The following is an 18779-nucleotide window of genomic DNA, read 5'->3' on the forward strand; positions in this document are numbered from 1 at the left end:
TGCTGAAGGAGTTGCCGTCGGCGGCTAGGCGCTGGCAGTGATGAAGAGGGACGGCTCGACAGACTGGAGTTGGCCGTGGTGCAGCGTCCAGCAGCGGTCGGCGATCGCCGCCAGTTCGCTGGCATCGTGGGACACCACCAGCAGACACCAGTCTTGCTTGAGCCGCGCCAGCACGCTCACCAACTGCTGCCGCATCGACCAGTCCAGCCCAGCGGTGGGTTCGTCGAGCAGCAGCAAAAAGGGCTGGCGAATCAACTGCACGGCGAGGGCCAGTCGCCGCTGCTGCCCCCCGCTGAGGTCGCGGGGCGACGTGCCCAAAGACAGGTGATCCAGCCCTACTTCCTGGAGCGCATGATGGAGGCGATCGCGGCTCAGTTCGGGATGGCCCAGCCGCAGTTCTTCCAAAATCGTGCTGCCGCAAAAGTGCCGCTCTGGAAACTGAAACACCAGCCCCGCCAGTTCCCGCAGATACTCCGGGTTCAAGTCCTGGTCGCGCCAGCGGATCGTGCCCGACGTTTTCTTGGCCAGCCCGCTGAGAATTTCCAGCAGCGTGCTTTTACCAGAGCCGCTCGGCCCCACGATCAGGCCCAACTGCTGCGGAGCCATATCCAGGCTGATGTCTTTCAGAATCGGGCTGGGGGTGGCGGCGGGATGATAGCTAACGTCGCGCAGATGGAGCATGGGGAGAGATCAGGGTTTAGAGAGCGAGGGTCAAGAGTTAGAGATCAGGTCTGGGCGTGCAGCAGCATGGCGGCGTAAGGGGTCTGGTGCTGATGGGCTTTGCCGTCGGAGCCAAACAGACGGATCTTTTCCATGATGACCGATCGCATGGCGGCGATCGCCTCTCGCGTGACATCCAGCAAGTCTCGCTCATCGTCGCCGCAGACCTGCCCCGCCAGCGTCGCCATATACGCCTGCCGCACCTCAGTATTGACGTTAAACTTGCACACCCCCAATTGAATCGAGCGGCTGATCATCTCTGCGGGCAAGCCCGATGCGCCGTGCAGCACCAGCGGAATCGAGAGCCGCTGCCGGATTCGCGCCAGCCGATCAAAGTCTAGCCGGGGCGGGCTTTTATATTCCCCGTGGACGTTGCCAATCGTCACCGCCAGCGCGTCTACCCCCGTCGCCGCAACAAATTCCACCGCCTGATCCGGGTCAGTCATTTTGGCTTCCTTTTCGGCAATGGTCAGCCCGTCTTCGGTGCCGCTGATCCGCCCGATTTCCGCCTCGACCACCGCGCCATAGCGGTGCGCCAAGGCCGTCATCTCGCGGGTAAAGGCAAGGTTCTCGGCGTAGGGCAGCGGCGACCCGTCCGCCATGATCGAGCGCATCCCCGCCGTCAGTGCGTCCTGAATATCGGCTGCGGAGGTGCTGTGGTCGAGATGCACCGAAATGGGAACCGATGCAGCCCGCGCTGCTTCCAGACAGAGCGCAACCAGGGGCGATCGCCCATACTTCAGCGCACTCGGATGCAGTTGCAGCATTGCCGGACTTTGCAACACCTCCGCCGCCTCCACCACCGCCTTTACGCCCTCCAGGTTGTAGACATTAAACGCACCGATGGCGTAGGCATTGCGCCGCGCGGTTTCCAGCAGTTCTTGGGTAGAGGTGAGCATGGGTTTGAAAGGGATAAGGCGGGGCGGAAGAGAAAGGTTGCCCCCTTACGTTATTCCATCATCGCATCCTGGTATCACCCTGCTGACTTTACCCGCTCCCGCGCCCGCTCGCCCCGCCGACCCACGGGCACATGCTCCGTCGCAGCCGCCAGCCCAAAGACGGGCATACTGCCATAGATTGCTTCGTATTGCCCCGGCTGAATCAAGTAGGTTTCGTGCCAGATGCCAACGCTGCCATCGCTGCCCACAGCCTTGTTAAACGCCTGCCAGGCCGGGAGGTGCGGCTCGGACGGGCTACGGGCAAAGCGCTCTAGGTCTTCAAACGATCGCCAGTAGGACATCATCATGATGCCCAGAGGAAAAAGCCGAAAGAAGCTCTCTGCACCCAAAAAGCCCTTTTCGGGATGTTCCGTCAGCGTTTTGATCATCGGCCCCATCGCCTGTGCTCCAATCGCCGACTTCAGGTATTGGGAGAAGTCCGTCAGCGTTTTGATCATCGGCCCCATCGCCTGGGCAACGGGCAGCCATTTGCCAAACGCCCACGGCTGATTCACGCGCATTCCAATCAGGAAAACGACAAACTCGGTGTCGATCTGCGCGGTATAACGACCGGGCTTCACTAGAGAATGAGCCGTTTGAGCGGAGCTTTGAGCCGAATCGGGCGGGGAAGGTAGTGGGTTCATCACCAGACTCCAAAATTCAAAAAGTAGATTACTCAATAAATTGAGTATAGCCAGTATGGTATATTCGCATTGTTGAATATGTCAAGTGATTGGATTAAGACATCCCGATGGCGATCGCCCATGCAATCCTCGCGGCCCTGCTCCACAAGCCATGCAGCGGCTATGACCTGGCAAAACGGTTTGACCAATCGGTCGAAAGTTCCGTCGGCTTCTTTTGGATGGCCAGCTTCCAGCAGATTTATCGGGAACTGGGGCGGCTAGAAGAAAAAGGCTGGCTACAAGCGGAAACCGTGCCGCAAGACCACCGCCCCGACAAGCGGATTTACTCCGTCACCGAGGCAGGGCAACAGGCATTGCGCGAGTGGATCGCCGAACCCGACGACCCCATGCCCATGAAAGACGACCTGCTCGTGAAGCTCTATGCGGGTCATCTAGTGCCGCCTGAAGTGATGATTCGCAAGCTAGAAACCCAGCGCCAGCAGCACCAGCAGCGCCTCACCATTTATCAGGAAATTCAGCAGAGTTATTTCCAGCATCCCGACACCCTCTCGGCCCAGTCAAAATACGTCTATCTGACGCTGCTGAATGGGCTGCACTATGAGCAGGGCTGGCTCGCCTGGTGTGAAGCGGCGATCGCCCTTCTGCAATCTTGAGGCTGCAATCTGGATAGCGAAGACTGACCAGCAGGCTAGCGAAGAAACTGGGGGCGGGCCTGCTGCGTTTGCTGGAGGAGCGCTTCCAGGGCTGGCCAGTTTTGGGTTTCGACGTGGTGAATCATCTGGTCGAGGCGATCGCGGTATTGATGCAGCCCGTGCAGCAGCGCCGTCTGGTTATATTTCGCCATCATCACGCCCAGTTCGGGGTTGCCGCCGCCAACGCGACTAGTGTCAGCAAAACCAGAACTAGCCAGCCATTGCGCCAGTTGTAGCACCGCTGCATCGGGTTCCGCGAGGCAGGTTGCAATCAGCCCTGCGCTGACCATGACGGGCAGATGGGAAATCAGGGCAACGGCGCGATCGTGGGCGGCGGGCGGGCACTGGTATAGCCGCGCCTGGAGCGATCGCACTAATTCCGCAACCGTTTCCAAATCGGCGGGTTGGGTGCTGTCGATAGGGGTCAGCACGTAGGGGCGATCGACAAATAAATGGCGCTGGGCGGCCTCCAGCCCGCTTTCGGCCGTGCCCGCCATCGGATGTCCGCCGACAAAGTGGGGCCAGCGTGGGGCGATCGCCTCCACAATCGGCTGCTTCACCGATCCCACATCCGTCAAGATGGCATCGGGCTGCAAGTGCGGCAGCAGCGCCTCCACCATTGCCGTCATTGCCCCCAGCGGCGTACACAGCACCACCACCGCTGCTTCTGCCATCAGCGCCAGGTCAGGACTGGCCGCATCCACCACGCCACGGGCGATCGCCCGCTCACAGGTTTCCGCCCGACGGCTGATGCCCAAAATCGTGTGGCCGAGCGATCGCCAGTCTAGCGCCAGCGACCCACCAATCAGCCCCAGCCCAATAATGCCAATCTTCACAGCCCGCGCTCCGCCTGGTTTATCGTGCAGCCCCGTTATTTTACCGGAGAGGGGATAAGGGGGATGGGACGAAAAAAAGAAAAACGAAAAACGAAGCCTCTTCACTTTTCGTTCTTCGTACTTCACTTTTCGTTCTTCGTTCTTCGTTCTTCGTTCTTCGTTCTTCATTCTTCATTCTTCGTTCTTCATTCTTCTCCCTTCCCTCGCTCCCCCCGACACCGCCAAGCGAGTATGTCACAATGAAGGACAGTTCACCGGAGAGTGAAACCAGCGCGTGATCGAGGTCGAGGTTCATCAGCAGCTACGGGCGTTTTTGCGGGCGCAGGGCGAACCCTACTGGCCCCATCATTTGACGATGGCGCGGCTGGTGGCGCGGGCGTTGCGGCTGGGGCGCAGTGCGCTGGTGCAGGCGGGTGCGCCGTCGGGCTATCACGGGCGCTATCGGCTGAGCTATTTGATGCCTGCACTGCTGTGGCCAGAGGCGACGGTGCTGGTGGCTCCGGAAGTGGTGCAGCAGCGCTTGCTGATGGTGGAAATTCCCCGGTTGCGCCAGTGGATTCCAGCGACCAAGGCCATTCGCGCGGGCGATCGCCTCCCACAGGACGGGTTTCAGGGATTGCTGCTGACTACGCCGCAGTCGTGGCTGGCGGATCGGCTGCGGGGCGAGGGGCGCTTTCCGGCAGGCGTGCCGACGATTTTTGACGGAGCGGACGATCTGGAGCGCTGGGCCCGGCAGGAACTGACGGCGACGCTTCAGCCCTCCGACTGGGATGCGCTGATGCTGGCTTGCCCCAGCCAAATAGAGCAAATTCGAGATGCGCGAGTGCGGCTGACTCGCCTGCTGTTTCAGCACCCGGCCAATCCGTATGACTGCTATCTGCTGGACGCGCCTGAGCTAGACGTGCTGGCGGAACTGGCCCAGCGGCTATCCAGCGAAGGAACTGCGCTGCCCGACTCGTGGCGGCAGTTTTGGCAGCAATATCAGCAGCCGGGGCAAATGCTGTGGGCAGATGTGAACCGTCGGCTGGGTCAGTTTGCGATCGCCTCTGCGCCCGTCGATCTGGCAGAACTCTTGCGCCCGGTGTGGACGCAGCAGCCCGTGGTGCTGGTGGGCGGCGCGGTGGATCAGGAAGCCGAAGCGTCGATCTATCGCCAGCGCATCGGGCTAGATGATGCCACTTGTTTGAAATTCTCGCCCGATCGCCAGCATGAGCTGATTCACCTCTATCTTCCCGACCGCTTTCCGCTGCCCAACACGCCCCAGTTTCAGCCTGCGCTGATGAGCGAAATGCGGGCGATGCTGGCGGCCAGCGTGGCGCAGCAGGGGCTGACGGTGGTGCTGGTGGGGGATGTGCCGCTGCGATCGCAGGTCGGGTCGCAACTGGCGGCGGAATATGGCTCTCGCGTGCAGGTAGAAAAGACCTGTCTGGATGAGCGCGGCATTTTGGTCTGCGGCTGGGAGTTTTGGCGAGAGCAGCAGGCCGTCTTGCCCGCGCCCAGCCTGCTGGTCATCACCACGCTACCGATTCCTTCATTGGAGGAGCCACTGGTGTCTGGCCGTGTTGCCTACTACAAGCAGCAGCGCCAGGATTGGTTTCGGCTGTATCTGCTGCCCGAAGCCCTGAGCGAACTGCAACGGGCGATCGCCCCAGCCCGCGAGTCTCAAGGCGTGGTCGCCCTGCTCGATACCCGCGTCAACTACCGCAGCTATGGTCAGCAAGTCCTGGCTGCCTTGGCTCCCCTGGCCCGGATTAATTACCTCGATGCCAGCCTCTTTCGACACCTCGAAGGCATGGGCATTTTGGAATAGCAACGTCCTGAAAGGCGTTTGGGCTGAGGATGCAGCCTCACAGCGCTTTAGACGACAGGCTCATGCAGTCCTCTCCTTGGCAGGGATTGACTTCAACGATCACGTGAGAGAGCGCGGGGATGTGTTTCAGCAGGTTTTTGTAATGCTCCGGCGGCTGCGGATCGTGGGTAACTAGCGCAACGGTGGCGGCTAGATGCACCGGGCTGACGTTCCACACATGCAAATCGACCACCCGATTGTCAGCATCGGCTTCGATGGCGCTGATCAGGTCTAGCCGAACGGTTCGATCGGTTGCGCCGTCTAGCAAAATGGCTCCTGTTTCTTGGATCAGACCATAGGCCCATCTGGCAATCACTCCTGCGCCGACGACTCCCATGATTGGATCGAGCCAGGTCCACCCCCCAAATTTGCCCGCTAACAGAGCGGCGATCGCCAGCGTCGAGGTCAGCGCATCTGCCAGGACGTGAACATAGGCGGCCCGCAGGTTGTGGTCGGTATGGGACGAGTGCGCCCTCTCTTGCGGAAGATGCGGCTGGTGAGAATGGGACGCAGGGTCGTGGGAATGACTATGAGAAGAATAATCGGGGGAATGGTCGTGGGAATGGTCGTGGGAATCTTGCAACAGCACGGCGCTGACCAAGTTCACCCCCAGCCCCAGCAGCGCCACCCAGAGGGCTTCATTAAATTGAATCTGCTGGGGCTGAAACAGCCGATATCCCGACTCGATCGCCATCAGCAGCGCCACCACCGCCAGGGCGATCGCACTCGTAAACCCACCCAGCACGCTAACCTTCCCCGTGCCAAAGGTGTATTGGGGATTGTTGGCCTGTTTCCGGGCGTATTGGTATGCAAAGACCGTAATCCCAAACGCTGCAACGTGGGTGGCCATGTGCCATCCATCGGCCAGCAGCGACATCGAGCCAAACAGGGTTCCCGCTGTTATCTCAGCAATCATCGTGACAGCAGTCAGAACCAGCACAATTTGGGTCTTGCGTTCTGCCCGATCCTGACGGATCAAAAAGTCGTGCGGGTGTTGCCAGGGTTCCAGGGTGTGAATGTGCATAGCGCTAACCAGGTCAAACGGGGTCTTGATCGCTCAGGGCTGAAGGGCTGAGCCTGATTCCAGCCTACCAATTTCCTATTGCTTACAGATCCCACTATTCAGCCTACGGTAGCGGAGCCGCCCCCGATCGCCCGTCAGTTACGTCTTCTCTCCTTCCGATTGTAGCGCCCGATCCAGCACCGTCCTCGCCTGCTCTGCCTGGGCGCGGGCTTCGCGATAGCGTAGGTTTGCCTGAGCGTAGGTTTTTAGCACCTTAAAGCCTTCTTTGAGGCTGGCGATTTCTTCTTCGCTGACAACCTCGTCGGTGAACAGGGTGTCGATTTGGGCGCGGATCTTCATCGCCTCGGCGCGGGAGGCCTGCACCCGCAGTTTCAGGGTGGCCAGGTTGCTGAGAACCTGCACGGCCTGAGTGATTGCGTCTTCATCTTCGGTGTTGGTCAACACAGGCTCCTTGACTTCGATAAACTGATGGGGCCCAAAGCCATCGGAAAGATCCGTGGGCAGGCTGCCGGATTCCATTAGCTCAATGAGCTGATCCATCGCTTTGTCGCGGGCTTTGGCGGAGTCCTTGCCGGGAACGGTGAGGATCACGTCGGGGCTTTGGGCGAGCGTATATTGCACCATAGGGCGTTGGGGGAATGAGTAAAGTACCTATGTACTAATTTTACTCGATGGACGGTTCGCAGATTGGGTTCGCACCAAGATGGATCTGAGGGGCGATCGCCCTTCTCAGAGAACCCACAGTCCAGCCGCGAACCCACATAGCAAAGCGATCGCCCCACCTACACACCCAACAAGCAGGAATGTAAGGGCGATCGCTTCAGAGCGTAGCGCAAAATTCTCAGAACAGAACAGCGCTTTCCTAGACAGGAATCAGGCGATAACGAAATTTTTGGGCTGCACCGCATCCAGCGACACGTTGCGCAGCGTCACTAGCGTTATGAAATCCAGCCGCAGCCCGTTGCCGTCGCGGTCGATTTTCACCTCCGTATTCGCGCCATTTTGCACCAGCCGAATGAACTGGTTGTATTGAGCTGTGGGGCTGGGCGCAGCGAAGGTGGGGCTGCGGAAGATGCCGCGCAGGTCAATGCGATCGACCGCTTCAAAGTCAGTAATGATATCGCCTGCGTCGTTCAGGTTGTTATAGACAAACATATCGATGCCCTGCCCGCCCGACAGCACATCGGCTCCGCGCCCGCCAATCAGGATATCGCCGCGCTTGCCGCCCTTCAGCGTGTCGTCGCCGTTGCCGCCCACTAGCTCATCGCGTCCGTCTCGCCCGATCAGGCTGTCATTGCCTTCACTGCCAAACAGGCGGTCGTTGCCCCGTTTGCCATCTACCACATCGTTGCCGCGCTTGCCTCGCAGGATGTCGTTGCCAGGAGTGCCCGCAATCCGGTCGTTGGCAGCAGTGCCGTTGCGAGTAATGCCAGTGGGCCCGTTGTTAAAGTCAATGGGTTCAATGGGCGTGCCCAGGCTCACGTCGATGCGATCGCCCACATAGCGGCGCACCGAAAAATCTCGGTCAAAGAAGCCCACATTGGTTCCCACCAGCACCACATTGCCATCGGGCTGGAGCGCAATATCGGCATTGTTGTCCGCCGCATCCAGATCCGTCGTAACGCGCCCGTTGCCGTCGAAGCTGTTGTCTAGGGAACCGTTGCTGTTATAGCGCAACAGAGCAGCCCTGCCGTCGCTCACCGCCAGCACCAAAATCTTGCCATTGGGCTGCACCAACACCTTCTTTGCCGTGCTGTTATTGCCCAAACTGGTCGTGACGCGCCCATTGCCATCAAAGCTAGAGTCGAGGCTGCCGTCTCGGTTGTATCGCGCCAGGGCGACCCGTCCGCCGCTCGTCCCTGCCACCAAAATCTTGCCATCCGACAGCAGCACGGCATCTGTCACCGCATCGACGGTCGTAAAGAAGCCGCCAAAATCAGTAGTTCGCACGCCCGATCGCCCAAAGCTGCGGTCGAGGGACCCGTCGGAGTTATAGCGGGCGATCGCAAAATCATCGCTACTCGTCCCCACGGCGATCAGCTTGCCGTCGTTTTGCAGCAGCACCTTTTGGGCGATCGAAAACGTTGTGCCACTGCCGATGCGCGTCCGCACAATGCCCCGACTGCCAAAGTCTCGATCGAGCGACCCATCCGTGCGATAGCGCACCAGCGCAAACGCCGAGCCGTCGGTGCCCGCAACCACAATCTTGCCGTCATTTTGCAGCAGCCCGTCGCTAACCTGCGCGGTGGCTCCTAGGTTGGTCGAATTGCGCCCATTGCTGTCAAAGCTCGTATCGCGAGAACCGTCTGTGCGATAGCGGGCCACGGCAAAGCTGTTGCCGCTAAAGGTGCTGCTACTCTGGCCGATCACCAGAATGCGACCGTCGTTTTGCAGCAACACTTTTTGAACCGTCTCTGTGGCTCCAAAGTTAGTAGATTGGCCACCATTACTCCCAAAGGATCGGTCGAGCGAACCGTCGAGGTTAAGACGGATCAGACCAAAATCGCCATCGCTATCGCCCACCATGATGAGCTTGCCGTCAGATTGCAGCACCGCATCGCGCAAAACCTGCGTGCCGCTGAAGCTCAGCACAGTTCTGCCGTTGCCCGCAAAGCTGTTGTCTAGGGAACCATTCGTCGTCAGCCGGGCCACCGAAAAGTTGCCACTGCTGTCGCCCAGCGCCAGAATTTTGCCATCGGCTTGAACCAGCACCTTGCGGGCCTGGTCTAGCCCATCTAGCCCAAAAGTGATGCGGCCGTTGCCATTGAAGGTGGTATCGAGTTTTCCGGGAGTTGACATACTGAAAGGAAAGTTTGGGTGAAAAGTGATTGAAGGGACGTGCGCTTTGAGATCAGGAAATCAGAAAGGCAGTGAAAGAAGCGCCAAAAAATTGAAGAAGTGTAAAAGATAAAGAAGTAGTTAGAGGAGGCAATCAACCTCGCCGCCTCATGTTTTAGCGCGTGTGGGTCAGTTTGCTCTATCCCCTGACAGCATGATTTCAAAAACTGCCCGATTGCAGGATTAATTACCTGTAATGTCTTGGAGGAGCCTCGATTTTTCCAAGGAAAGCGCTAGAGGACGGAACATATGATGGATTTGGGCGATCGCAGGTTCCCGTTCGCTCCTCAATGCATCAGGGTTTCTGTTGGAAAAGTCTGTTGGAGCAGATGGGCGACGTTCCCAATGAGTGATTGCTTATCGTAATCAGTCCGAAATCAGGACAAAACCAGTTATTCGATGCGATAAACGCAAGACTGCCCGCTGCACGATGATGCTTTCCCGAACGGGACTGACCTGTCGCACTGCCAAAAGCACTTGCAATATTCCCAGCAAGACTACCCCTGACTCTGCGGCAGAGTTCAGCAGCTTTACAGTTTCTATGGCTTTTTTAGGAGTTTTTTTCGGGGGCTTTTTAGGGCTTTTACCCGCGCTTGGCTGAGCAATTTGCTAATTACTGGATCGAGTGCATTTGGCGATCGCTCAATCGGTTCTCGGATGACCTCTGAGGTAATGCCACTTTGATCGGCCAAATCTGGACGTTGAGAGCTATTCTTCCAGTTCGCGATCGCCCTCTTCGTCTACCTCGCTCATCCCTTCCTTGAAGCCTCGCAGCGTCTTGCCCAAAGCGCCACCCAACTCAGGGATCTTTTTGGGCCCAAAAATAAGAATTGCAACGACTGCAATAATGGCAACCTCGGGCCAGCCCAAACCAAACATGACGCTTTCCTGCCAGTCATTCTGTTTTCACTATACGGGAATTGTCGGGCATCGCGTTGCCAATCTGTCAGCCATTCAACGCGCCTTTCGTTGCAGATATGCAGATACAGCGTTTTTGAAGCTAGTGAGGCACACGGATGGTCAATAAGCCCTTGCCTCTTGAGGGCAGCATGTGCCTCACGAGGCAAGAAAATGCTGTAGGAGTATCCCAAAGGGCATCTGAAATTCATTCTCGGACTGTCTTGACCCCTGCGATATAATTTAGGTTTTCGCTGGGAAGCATTCTGCCCCAGTTTTTTTATCAGTAGCTAGAAATTGTCACTAGGAGTTGGTTTTGAGCGCGCTTTTGATCGCAGCAACGGATTCAGATACGGGAAAAACGGTGCTGATTTCGGCACTGGCGGCCTACTGGCAGGCCCACAGCGGCGGGCGATCGCTCGGCATTATGAAACCGGTGCAGTCTGGCAAGGGCGATCGCGAACTTTATCAGCGCCTCTTCCCGCTCAACCAGTCCATCAGCGAGATCAACCCCATCCACTTTGACTCGCCCCTAGCGCCACCCATCGCCGCCGAAAAAGAAGGCCGCCACATCAACCTAGACAGCGCCTGGCACACCTTTGAAACTCTTTCTAAGCAAAAGGACTGGGTGCTGGTCGAAGCGCTGGGCAGCCTCGGTTCGCCCGTTACTCACGAAACCACCGTCGCCGACCTCGCGTGGGACTGGCGCATCCCCACCGTCCTAGTGGTGCCGGTGAAACTAGGGGCAATTGGGCAAGCGGTCGCCAATGTCGCCCTCGCCCGCCAGGCCCGCGTCCACGTCAAGGGCATTGTGCTGAACTGCGTTGCGCCCTGCACCCAGCAGGAGATTGACGACTGGGCCCCTGCCGACCTGATCCAGTCCCTCACCCAGGTTCCCATCCTCGGCCTGATTCCCCACCTGCCCGATCCCACTGACCTTGGCCGCCTCACCCAAGTCGCCTCTGACCTAGCGCTAGAGCGGCTGATGCCAATGAGAGGCTAGTAGGTAAAAGGTAGGTAACAGCGCAGGCAAGCCTCCCAAAATCCAAAACCCAAAATCAAAACTCTAACCCTCCACTCCCATGCTCACCTCCACCCCCGACCTCAAAACCCTGGCCCAGCAGACCCGTTCGGCGGCACGGCGGCTAGCAGCGCTATCGGGCGAGGCGCGAAATCAGGCAGTCGGGGCGATCGCCCTTGCCCTGGAAGCCGCAGCCCCGGAGATTCTGGCGGCCAACGCGGCGGACTGCGCGGCGGCACTGGAAGAGGGGTTGGCAAAACCGCTTTACGGGCGGCTAAAGCTGGATGAAACCAAGCTGCGCGGCGTGATTGCGGGCGTGCGCGATGTGGCGCGGCTGACCGACCCGGTGGGTCAGGTGCAGCTTCATCGAGAACTGGACACCGGGCTGGTGCTAAAGCGGATCACCTGTCCGCTGGGCGTGCTGGGCGTGATTTTCGAGTCGCGGCCCGACGCGCTGGTGCAAATTGCGTCGCTGGCGATTAAATCGGGCAATGGCGTAATTCTCAAGGGCGGGCGGGAAGCGGTGCGCTCCTGCGAGGCGCTGACGAAGGCGATTCACCAGGGGCTGAGTTCGGTAGACCTAGACCCGGCGGTGGTGCGCCTGCTGACGACGCGGGAGGAAACGGTGGCGCTGCTGGGGCTGGATCAAGAAGTGGATCTGATCATTCCGCGTGGCTCCAATTCCTTTGTGCGGTTTGTGCAAGAAAATACGCGAATTCCTGTGCTGGGCCACGCCGACGGCATTTGTCACCTGTATGTAGACCGGGCGGCAGATGTGGCGCAGGCGGTGGCGATCGCCCTCGATGCCAAGACCAACTATCCCTCCGCCTGCAATGCCATTGAAACCTTGCTGGTGCATGAGGCGATCGCTTCTGAATTCTTAGCCGCAATGGTTCCAGTTTTTCAACAGGCGGGCGTAGAACTGCGCGGCGATGACCGCACTCAGGCTTTGGGTGGCGCTGCCATCAAGCCTGCCACGGAAACAGACTGGGCGACGGAATACAGCGACCTGATTTTGGCGATTCGCGTGGTGGATTCGCTAGAAGCGGCGATCGCCCACATCAACACCTACGGCTCCCGCCACACCGAGGCGATCGCCACGCAGGACGACGCAGCCGCTGCCACGTTTATCTCTCAAGTAGACGCAGCGGGCGTGTTTCACAACTGCTCCACCCGCTTTGCCGACGGCTTCCGCTATGGCTTTGGCGCAGAAGTCGGCATCAGCACCCAGAAAATGCCGCCGCGCGGCCCCGTTGGGCTAGAAGGTCTGGTGACCTATAAGTATCAGTTGGTGGGCGATGGGCACATCGTCAACACCTACAGCGGCGAAAACGCCCGCCCCTTTACCCATCGCGACCTCACCTGAGCCAGCATTGCCCTTCTGCGCTGAACCCTGAAACTGATGAACACCTATCAGGTGATCTACGACATCGTGCGGCAGATTCCCCACGGACAAGTGGCGACCTATGGGCAAGTGGCGGATCTGGCGCAACTCTACGGTAAGGCGCGGCTGGTGGGCTACGCGCTCTATCGGGTCGATATGCAAAATTCCGACATTCCCTGGCACCGCGTCATTAATGCCAAAGGCGAAGTGTCCGAATCGCCGCTGCGCTACGGTACGGATTATTTGCAGCGATCGCTCTTAGAAGCCGAAGGCATCGAGTTTAGCCCAGAAGGAAAGGTGGATTTGCGGAGATATCTGTGGCGGCCGGGGGGAGAGTGAAGGAAGGAAGAACGAAGAAGGAAGAACGAAGAAGGAAGAACGAAGAAGGAAGAACGAAGAAGGAAGAACGAAGAAGGAAGAAGGAAGAGGGAGGAACGTTTCATTTTTCGCTCTTCGTTTTTCGTTTTTTCCATCTCTCCCTCCTCTTCCCCGACCTGCTATTCTTCAAGAAAGCTAATTCCCGACTGCTCATGGAAGGGTTTGTTGTCTCGCTGGTCATCTTCGCGGCAATTTTTGCCATCTTTGCCCTAGGGTTGAATCTGCAATGGGGGTTCACGGGGCTGATTAACTTTGGGCAGGTCGCGTTTATGACGATCGGAGCCTATGCGACAGTGCTGCTCAGCTTGCGGGGAGTGCCGCTGTGGCTGGGGGCGCTGGTTGGGGCGGGTCTGGCGGCGCTGCTGGGGCTGGGGATTGGCTTTGCGACGCTGCGGCTGCGAGAAGATTATCTGGCGATCGTCACGATTGGCGTGGCGGAGATGGTGCGCCTGATTGCGGAAAACGAAGCCTGGCTGACACGCGGCACGTTTGGACTCCAGAGCTTTCCACTGCCGCTGGCGAATTGGAACCCCAACTGGCTGGGGCGATCGCTCATGGTGGCAATGCTAACGGCGATCGCCGGGTTGGCCTACTGGCGGTTCTGGCGCTGGCTGCGGCAAACGGTGAAGTCCATTCCTCCAGCGCACTTGACCAACGGCGTGGCCCTATCGCTGGGCTACCTGCTGTCTCTGACGCTGCTGGTGATTGGGCTGGGCTATGTATCTAGCACGCTCAAGCAACTCGGCACGGTTCCCTACTGGCTGCTGGGGATGCTGCTGCTGGGGGCAATGGTGGCGCTGGTGTGGTTTTATGTGTGGCTGGGATCGCTGGCAAAGGCCAGAATTCCTGCCTGGTCTAACAGCTTGGGAACGGTGGCGGCGCTGGTCTGCGCGGCGCTGGGCCTCTGGGTCTATGGCTATTCCGCCTCGGCGCTGTATCACTACGACCGCAACCCCAGCAAGGCAGGGCTGATGCTGATCTCAGTAGTGCTGTTGGCGGTCATCTTTTGGGGATTAGAGCGGTTGGTGCGATCGCCCTGGGGCCGCGTCCTCAAAGCCATCCGAGAAGACGAAGCAGTCGCCCGCGCCCTGGGCAAAAACGTCTTTGCCTACAAGCTGCAATCCCTGGCGATTGGCGGCTTTTTGGCGGGCATCGCGGGTTCCCTTTACGCCTGGCAGCTCACCACTGTCTATCCCGATAACTTCCAGCCCCTCGTCACCTTCAACGCCTGGACAATCGTCGTCCTCGGCGGCGCGGGCAACAACGTCGGCACGATTCTGGGAGCCGCGATTTTCTGGGGCTACCAGACCGTCACCCGCTTCTTTTTGCGCGACGTGATTCCCCTCGACGATGCTCGCCTTGGCGCATTCCGCATCATGCTCATCGGTCTGCTACTGATGATCCTCATGGTGTGGCGACCGCAGGGTATTTTGGGCAATAAGGATGAGCTGACCCTTGGGAAGTAGGGAGGAAAGAGAGAAAAACGAAGAACGAAAAATGAAAAACGAAAAACGAAAAACGAAGAACGAAGAACGAAGAACGAAGAACGAAAAACGAAAAACGAAAAACGAAAAACGAAAAACGGAACCTCTTCCCTCTTCGTTCTTCTCTCTTCTCTCTTCTCTCTTCTCTCTTCTCTCTTCTCTCTTCTCTCTTCTCTCTTCGTTCTTCTCTCTTCTCTCTTTCCCCCTCTCCCCCTCTCCTATCCCTCCAACATCTCCACCCCCAACCCCCAACCCCTCATGTCCCTTCTCACCGCAACCCAACTCACCAAAACCTTCGGCGGTATCCGAGCGGTGGATGCGGCCTCGATCGAGGTGCCGGAGGGCAGCATTACTGGGCTGATCGGGCCGAATGGGGCGGGCAAGACGACGCTGTTCAACCTGCTGTCGATGTTTTTGCGGCCAGACAGCGGTGAAGTGCAGTTTGCTGGAGAGCCGATTCAGACGTTGCAGCCGCATCAGGTGGCGCAGCGGGGGCTGGTGCGGACGTTTCAGGTAGCGCGGGTGCTGTCGAGGCTGTCGGTGCTGGAGAATATGCTGCTGGCGGCGCAAGAGCAAACAGGCGAGCGGTTTTGGAATGTGTGGTGGCGATCGCCCCGGATTGCCCAAGAAGAAGAAGTGCAGCGCGAGTATGCCTGGAACATTCTGGAATCCATCGGACTGGCGCACAAAGCGCACGACTACGCGGGTTCCCTGTCGGGTGGTCAGCGCAAGCTATTGGAACTGGGACGGGCGCTGATGGTGAAGCCCCGGCTGATTTTGCTGGATGAACCCGCCGCGGGCGTAAACCCGACGCTGATCAACCAGATTTGTGAACATATTGAAGCGTGGAATCGGCAGGGCATCACGTTTCTGGTGATTGAACACAACATGGACGTGGTGATGTCGCTGTGCGATCGCGTCTGGGTGATGGCAGAAGGGCGCAACCTGGCAGCGGGCACCCCCGAAGAGGTGCAGAACAATCCGCTGGTGCTGGAAGCCTATTTGGGCAACTAGCATGGTGCCACAGCCGTTGCGCTTCTCCTCAGCAGGTGGCAGCTCTGCTTATTAATGAATAAGCTGTGAGTAGGAATCTTTACCCATCACCCTGCTGACTGTGGAATCCCCTTCTCAGAATCGTTTGTCTAGTTCACAAAATCAGCAAGCCCCGTCGCTAAAACGGCGATGCGTTTCGGTCTGTCAGTATCGCTCCTGCGAACGGAGCGGGTCGGCGGCGGTGCTGGCGGCGTTTCGAGAGGCGAACCTGCCGGGAGTACTGGTTAGCGCGAGCGACTGCATGGGGCAGTGTGCTTCTGGGCCGACGGTGCGGGTCACGCCAGACAACGTGTGGTACTGCCGCGTGAAGCCGGAAGATGTGGGGGCGATCGCCACTCAGCATTTGCAGCACGACGAACCCGTGGAGCGGCTGCTGCATCCGCGCTTTCATCCCCGGTTTGATTTTGCAGATTAGGCTGCGAATCTCATCCTGTGGTGACATCGCATCGCTCCGCAATGCCGAAGAACTGACGAAATCGACCGAGCGCAACGCCAAAGCCAGCGACCTGGCGATGAAGTATTGTCTGGTGGGTGGGGCTGTGCTGGCGATCGCCGGACTGGTGACAGGCTTTTAGCCCCGACGGCTACGAATTTCTTGCAAAGGGCATCAAATCTTCCGTCGTCTCCAGATTGGCCGTCACTTCCAGATCTTCGCTCGATCGCGCTGGTGTGTAGCTTTCGAGGGCGATCGTGCCGTTTAGCATGGCTCCGTCGAGCTGGGCTGCTGTCAGGTTCACCCGATCTAGCGCCACCTGCCACAGCTCCGCCTCGCGCAAATCTGCCCAAATTAAGCGCGATCGCCGCAGGTCGCTTTTTTCAAGATAGGCGTGGCGCAGGCTTGCCCCGCTCAGGTTAGCGTCGTGCAGCACGGCTCGACTCAGGTCGGCTCCTAGCAAATTGGCATTTTCCAGGTTTGCCCCTTGCAGGTGGGTTCCCCTTAAGTCTGCTAGCGCCAGGTTTGCCTGCTGCAAGTCGGCTTCGCTGAGGTCGGCTCCACTGAGGTCGGCTCCGCGCAGGTCTGCCCCCAGGAGCTTCGCCCGACTCAGGTTTGCCTGGGCCAGATCTGCGCCTTGCAGGTCAGCTTGTTCTAGCACGGCTCCAACCAGCTTGGCGCGGTGCAGGTTTGCCAGTCCCAGAGTTGCCCGAACCAGTACACACCGGATCAAGCTGGCTTCCTGCAAATTGGCATCTTGCAGATTGGCTCCGGTAAGGTTGGCTTGATACAAGTCGGCGCGATAAAGATTGGCGCTCTCCAAAATCGCATGGCTGAAATCAGCCTGGCTCAGGTTGGCGAAGCTAAGATTGGTCTGGCGCAGATCGGCTCGCTGCAAGAGGCAGCCCCGCAGCAGCACCCGGCTCAGGTCAAGCTCTGGCAACCGCGCATCAGACAAGTCCAGCCGCCCCGCTTCGGGATGGGTCAAACACCATTGGTTCCAAATGCTGACACCTGTTTTCAGTAGCGCCAGTAGGTCAAAATCTGCCATGAGGAGAGCGCGAGGGGCAGGGGGTAAAGGATTTGGGCAGGGATTACGAGGTTCAGTTAAAAGCTGTTCTTCTCATAAGCGTGCAGATGAAGGCTTGTCCTAACCATTTCTATAGCCTCAATTGTTGGCCTCTTTCACTGCTGTACAAAACCTTTCTGGCGTTTGCTGCCCCGACCCGGATGAAACCGGGCGATCGATCGCCCTCCGATTGCCCAAAAAGCAGGTCGCTCGCAAAGCACCGAATAATCATTGATTAGAGAGAAGATTCCATGACGGCTCAATTAGGTATGACTGAGATTAATGGCGCTGACTATAGCGTTCAGCTGAGTCCACAAAATTCAACCGTGGTATTTCAAGGCTCTCTGAGCCTGGGCAGCACCGCAGACTATACGCCGATTGTAGAACTGCTGGAGTCAGCGATCGCCTCAGTTCCGCCTGAGTCTGGATCTCCGCCCACGCTGCGGCTGGACTTACGAAACCTGGAGTTTCTAGATAGTTCTGGCATCAATATGCTGTCTCGGTTTGTCATCATGATGCGGCAGAAGCCTCAGATCGCGCTGGTGATCCTGGGCAGCGAAGAAATTATCTGGCAGGGGCGATCGCTCAAAAACCTACAGCGCCTAATGCCGACCATGCAAGTGGAGTGGGCTTAGGCAGGATTAGGGGATAACGCTTGACGCGATCGCAGATGTAGTGTTTTATAGAGGCAAAGTGCAGTTGATCACGCTACATTTTGTTTTGTGAACCTCTGTGCCAACTGCTTCATAAAGCTCGTTTGGGTGCATCTTGTCAGCGGATTGCGTTAATACTAGCGTATTAGTCTGCGGGCGTATCTGTTTTTTGCAGCGCCACAGAGGGCCACACAGCATCCCTATCGATGCCTTACTGGGCGATCGCTCGACTGAAGCGCCGCTGAAAGGTCGCTGCTGAAAGGTCGCTGTGGATACGCTGCGATCGCACGTTTTGCGCTCCCATTTCCCCCTATTTGGTCAGTGTTCATGGTTTCTCAAGTTGAGACCTCGGTTTCAGATTTCACCCGCCCTCTCTCTCATACGGTGGAAGGATTGGTGCAGGTGTTTACCTGTCCCCACCGCAGCTTTTTTACCAGCGTGATGGCGCAGGCGCTCCGCATTGCAGGGCAGGGAACGCCTGTGCTAGTAGTGCAGTTTCTCAAAGGCGGCATTGGGCAGGGGCAGGCACACCCAGTGCGACTGGGGCAGCACCTCGACTGGCTGCGCTGCGATCTGCCCCGCTGCATCGATACGCCCCAACTTGAGGATGGCGAAGCGGAGGCATTGCAGGAATTGTGGCAGCATACCCAGGACGTGGTACGGTCGGGCAAGTATGCGCTGGTGGTGCTGGATGAACTCAGTCTGGCAATTAAGTTTGGGCTGATTCCAGAATCTGAGGTGCTAGAACTTTTGAAAAACCGACCCCGCCAGGTGGACTTGATCCTGACGGGGCCAGAGATGCCTGAGTCAATTCTGGATCGGGCGGATCAGATTACAGAACTGCGCCGCAGCCATCGCCCGTAGCG

Annotated in this window: 20 protein-coding genes; 11 read left to right on the top strand and 9 right to left on the bottom strand. The window is 58.3% G+C overall.

All coding sequences use genetic code 11. The annotated features are described in order from the left end of the window. Positions 1-24: 24 nt before the first annotated feature. From IGS16_RS15190 to IGS16_RS15200, 3 genes are all read right to left on the bottom strand, one after another. Positions 25-681 carry an ABC transporter ATP-binding protein gene (locus IGS16_RS15190; RefSeq protein ID WP_172356195.1) on the bottom strand — a complete coding sequence of 219 codons (657 nt, stop codon included), beginning with the start codon at positions 679-681 and terminating at the stop codon, positions 25-27. A 44-nt stretch (positions 682-725) separates the two neighbouring features. Beyond that, complete coding sequence (locus IGS16_RS15195) at positions 726-1619, bottom strand: class II fructose-bisphosphate aldolase (protein WP_297086805.1); 894 nt, start codon at positions 1617-1619, stop codon at positions 726-728. A gap of 74 nt (positions 1620-1693) precedes the next feature. After that, complete coding sequence (locus tag IGS16_RS15200) at positions 1694-2302, bottom strand: DUF4188 domain-containing protein (RefSeq protein ID WP_297086807.1); 609 nt, start codon at positions 2300-2302, stop codon at positions 1694-1696. Positions 2303-2409: 107 nt separating this feature from the next. On the opposite strand from IGS16_RS15200, the gene IGS16_RS15205 reads away from it, so the two are divergent. Next, positions 2410-2955, top strand: a complete 546-nt coding sequence (locus IGS16_RS15205; protein ID WP_297086809.1) for a PadR family transcriptional regulator — start codon at positions 2410-2412, stop codon at positions 2953-2955. A gap of 35 nt (positions 2956-2990) precedes the next feature. On the opposite strand, the gene IGS16_RS15210 is transcribed toward IGS16_RS15205, so the two are convergent. Beyond that, positions 2991-3830, bottom strand: a complete 840-nt coding sequence (locus IGS16_RS15210) for a prephenate/arogenate dehydrogenase (RefSeq protein ID WP_297086811.1) — start codon at positions 3828-3830, stop codon at positions 2991-2993. A 274-nt stretch (positions 3831-4104) separates the two neighbouring features. On the opposite strand from IGS16_RS15210, the gene IGS16_RS15215 reads away from it, so the two are divergent. Further along, positions 4105-5640, top strand: a complete 1536-nt coding sequence (locus tag IGS16_RS15215; protein ID WP_297086813.1) for a helicase C-terminal domain-containing protein — start codon at positions 4105-4107, stop codon at positions 5638-5640. A 37-nt stretch (positions 5641-5677) separates the two neighbouring features. On the opposite strand, the gene dmeF is transcribed toward IGS16_RS15215, so the two are convergent. The 4 genes from dmeF to tatA form a co-directional block, all read right to left on the bottom strand. Next, on the bottom strand, positions 5678-6703 hold the full coding sequence (gene dmeF, locus IGS16_RS15220; RefSeq protein WP_297086815.1) for a CDF family Co(II)/Ni(II) efflux transporter DmeF: 1026 nt from the start codon (positions 6701-6703) through the stop codon (positions 5678-5680). A 138-nt stretch (positions 6704-6841) separates the two neighbouring features. Further along, positions 6842-7327, bottom strand: a complete 486-nt coding sequence (locus IGS16_RS15225) for a hypothetical protein (RefSeq protein WP_297086817.1) — start codon at positions 7325-7327, stop codon at positions 6842-6844. A 249-nt stretch (positions 7328-7576) separates the two neighbouring features. After that, complete coding sequence (locus tag IGS16_RS15230; protein WP_297086819.1) at positions 7577-9502, bottom strand: hypothetical protein; 1926 nt, start codon at positions 9500-9502, stop codon at positions 7577-7579. Between the two features lie 747 nt (positions 9503-10249). Continuing rightward, complete coding sequence (gene tatA, locus IGS16_RS15235) at positions 10250-10420, bottom strand: twin-arginine translocase TatA/TatE family subunit (RefSeq protein WP_297086821.1); 171 nt, start codon at positions 10418-10420, stop codon at positions 10250-10252. A gap of 334 nt (positions 10421-10754) precedes the next feature. Here tatA and bioD point away from each other — a divergent pair, with 334 nt between their 5' ends. The 7 genes from bioD (at position 10755) to IGS16_RS15270 (ending at position 16333) form a co-directional block, all read left to right on the top strand. Beyond that, on the top strand, positions 10755-11441 hold the full coding sequence (bioD, locus tag IGS16_RS15240; protein WP_297086822.1) for a dethiobiotin synthase: 687 nt from the start codon (positions 10755-10757) through the stop codon (positions 11439-11441). A 79-nt stretch (positions 11442-11520) separates the two neighbouring features. Continuing rightward, on the top strand, positions 11521-12825 hold the full coding sequence (locus tag IGS16_RS15245) for a glutamate-5-semialdehyde dehydrogenase (RefSeq protein WP_297086824.1): 1305 nt from the start codon (positions 11521-11523) through the stop codon (positions 12823-12825). Between the two features lie 36 nt (positions 12826-12861). Further along, entirely contained in the window at positions 12862-13182 is a 321-nt protein-coding gene (locus IGS16_RS15250) for an MGMT family protein (protein WP_297086826.1), read from the top strand. 191 nt (positions 13183-13373) lie between these two features. Further along, entirely contained in the window at positions 13374-14687 is a 1314-nt protein-coding gene (locus IGS16_RS15255; protein WP_297086828.1) for a branched-chain amino acid ABC transporter permease, read from the top strand. Positions 14688-14963: 276 nt separating this feature from the next. Beyond that, complete coding sequence (locus IGS16_RS15260) at positions 14964-15719, top strand: ABC transporter ATP-binding protein (RefSeq protein ID WP_297086830.1); 756 nt, start codon at positions 14964-14966, stop codon at positions 15717-15719. Between the two features lie 124 nt (positions 15720-15843). Continuing rightward, positions 15844-16173, top strand: a complete 330-nt coding sequence (locus IGS16_RS15265; protein WP_297086832.1) for a (2Fe-2S) ferredoxin domain-containing protein — start codon at positions 15844-15846, stop codon at positions 16171-16173. Continuing rightward, positions 16163-16333: a hypothetical protein gene (locus IGS16_RS15270; protein ID WP_297086834.1), complete on the top strand. Its 171-nt coding sequence runs from the start codon at positions 16163-16165 to the stop codon at positions 16331-16333. The genes IGS16_RS15265 and IGS16_RS15270 overlap by 11 nt, the downstream gene beginning before the upstream one ends. A gap of 9 nt (positions 16334-16342) precedes the next feature. On the opposite strand, the gene IGS16_RS15275 is transcribed toward IGS16_RS15270, so the two are convergent. Continuing rightward, on the bottom strand, positions 16343-17242 hold the full coding sequence (locus IGS16_RS15275) for a pentapeptide repeat-containing protein (protein WP_297086836.1): 900 nt from the start codon (positions 17240-17242) through the stop codon (positions 16343-16345). Positions 17243-17511: 269 nt separating this feature from the next. Between IGS16_RS15275 and IGS16_RS15280 the strand changes: the two genes are divergently transcribed. Both IGS16_RS15280 and IGS16_RS15285 read left to right on the top strand, forming a co-directional pair. Further along, complete coding sequence (locus IGS16_RS15280; protein ID WP_297086838.1) at positions 17512-17895, top strand: hypothetical protein; 384 nt, start codon at positions 17512-17514, stop codon at positions 17893-17895. Positions 17896-18240: 345 nt separating this feature from the next. After that, positions 18241-18777 carry a P-loop NTPase family protein gene (locus tag IGS16_RS15285; protein ID WP_068507964.1) on the top strand — a complete coding sequence of 179 codons (537 nt, stop codon included), beginning with the start codon at positions 18241-18243 and terminating at the stop codon, positions 18775-18777. The last annotated feature ends 2 nt before the right edge of the window (positions 18778-18779 follow it).

Origin of the sequence: Thermoleptolyngbya sp. C42_A2020_037, from assembly GCF_015272455.1 — a bacterium.
Classification (GTDB): Bacteria; Cyanobacteriota; Cyanobacteriia; order Elainellales; family Elainellaceae; genus Thermoleptolyngbya.

Excerpts from the sequence above, each read along its gene's own strand:
- IGS16_RS15230 (WP_297086819.1), bottom strand. The coding sequence starts at position 9,502 with ATGTCAACTCCCGGAAAACTCGATACCACCTTCAATGGCAACGGCCGC.
- IGS16_RS15275 (WP_297086836.1), bottom strand. The coding sequence starts at position 17,242 with ATGGCAGATTTTGACCTACTGGCGCTACTGAAAACAGGTGTCAGCATT.
- IGS16_RS15250 (WP_297086826.1), top strand. The coding sequence starts at position 12,862 with ATGAACACCTATCAGGTGATCTACGACATCGTGCGGCAGATTCCCCAC.
- IGS16_RS15190 (WP_172356195.1), bottom strand. The coding sequence starts at position 681 with ATGCTCCATCTGCGCGACGTTAGCTATCATCCCGCCGCCACCCCCAGC.
- IGS16_RS15200 (WP_297086807.1), bottom strand. The coding sequence starts at position 2,302 with ATGAACCCACTACCTTCCCCGCCCGATTCGGCTCAAAGCTCCGCTCAA.
- IGS16_RS15245 (WP_297086824.1), top strand. The coding sequence starts at position 11,521 with ATGCTCACCTCCACCCCCGACCTCAAAACCCTGGCCCAGCAGACCCGT.
- dmeF (WP_297086815.1), bottom strand. The coding sequence starts at position 6,703 with ATGCACATTCACACCCTGGAACCCTGGCAACACCCGCACGACTTTTTG.
- IGS16_RS15225 (WP_297086817.1), bottom strand. The coding sequence starts at position 7,327 with ATGGTGCAATATACGCTCGCCCAAAGCCCCGACGTGATCCTCACCGTT.
- IGS16_RS15260 (WP_297086830.1), top strand. The coding sequence starts at position 14,964 with ATGTCCCTTCTCACCGCAACCCAACTCACCAAAACCTTCGGCGGTATC.
- IGS16_RS15255 (WP_297086828.1), top strand. The coding sequence starts at position 13,374 with ATGGAAGGGTTTGTTGTCTCGCTGGTCATCTTCGCGGCAATTTTTGCC.
- IGS16_RS15195 (WP_297086805.1), bottom strand. The coding sequence starts at position 1,619 with ATGCTCACCTCTACCCAAGAACTGCTGGAAACCGCGCGGCGCAATGCC.
- tatA (WP_297086821.1), bottom strand. The coding sequence starts at position 10,420 with ATGTTTGGTTTGGGCTGGCCCGAGGTTGCCATTATTGCAGTCGTTGCA.
- IGS16_RS15285 (WP_068507964.1), top strand. The coding sequence starts at position 18,241 with ATGGTTTCTCAAGTTGAGACCTCGGTTTCAGATTTCACCCGCCCTCTC.
- IGS16_RS15280 (WP_297086838.1), top strand. The coding sequence starts at position 17,512 with ATGACGGCTCAATTAGGTATGACTGAGATTAATGGCGCTGACTATAGC.
- IGS16_RS15205 (WP_297086809.1), top strand. The coding sequence starts at position 2,410 with ATGGCGATCGCCCATGCAATCCTCGCGGCCCTGCTCCACAAGCCATGC.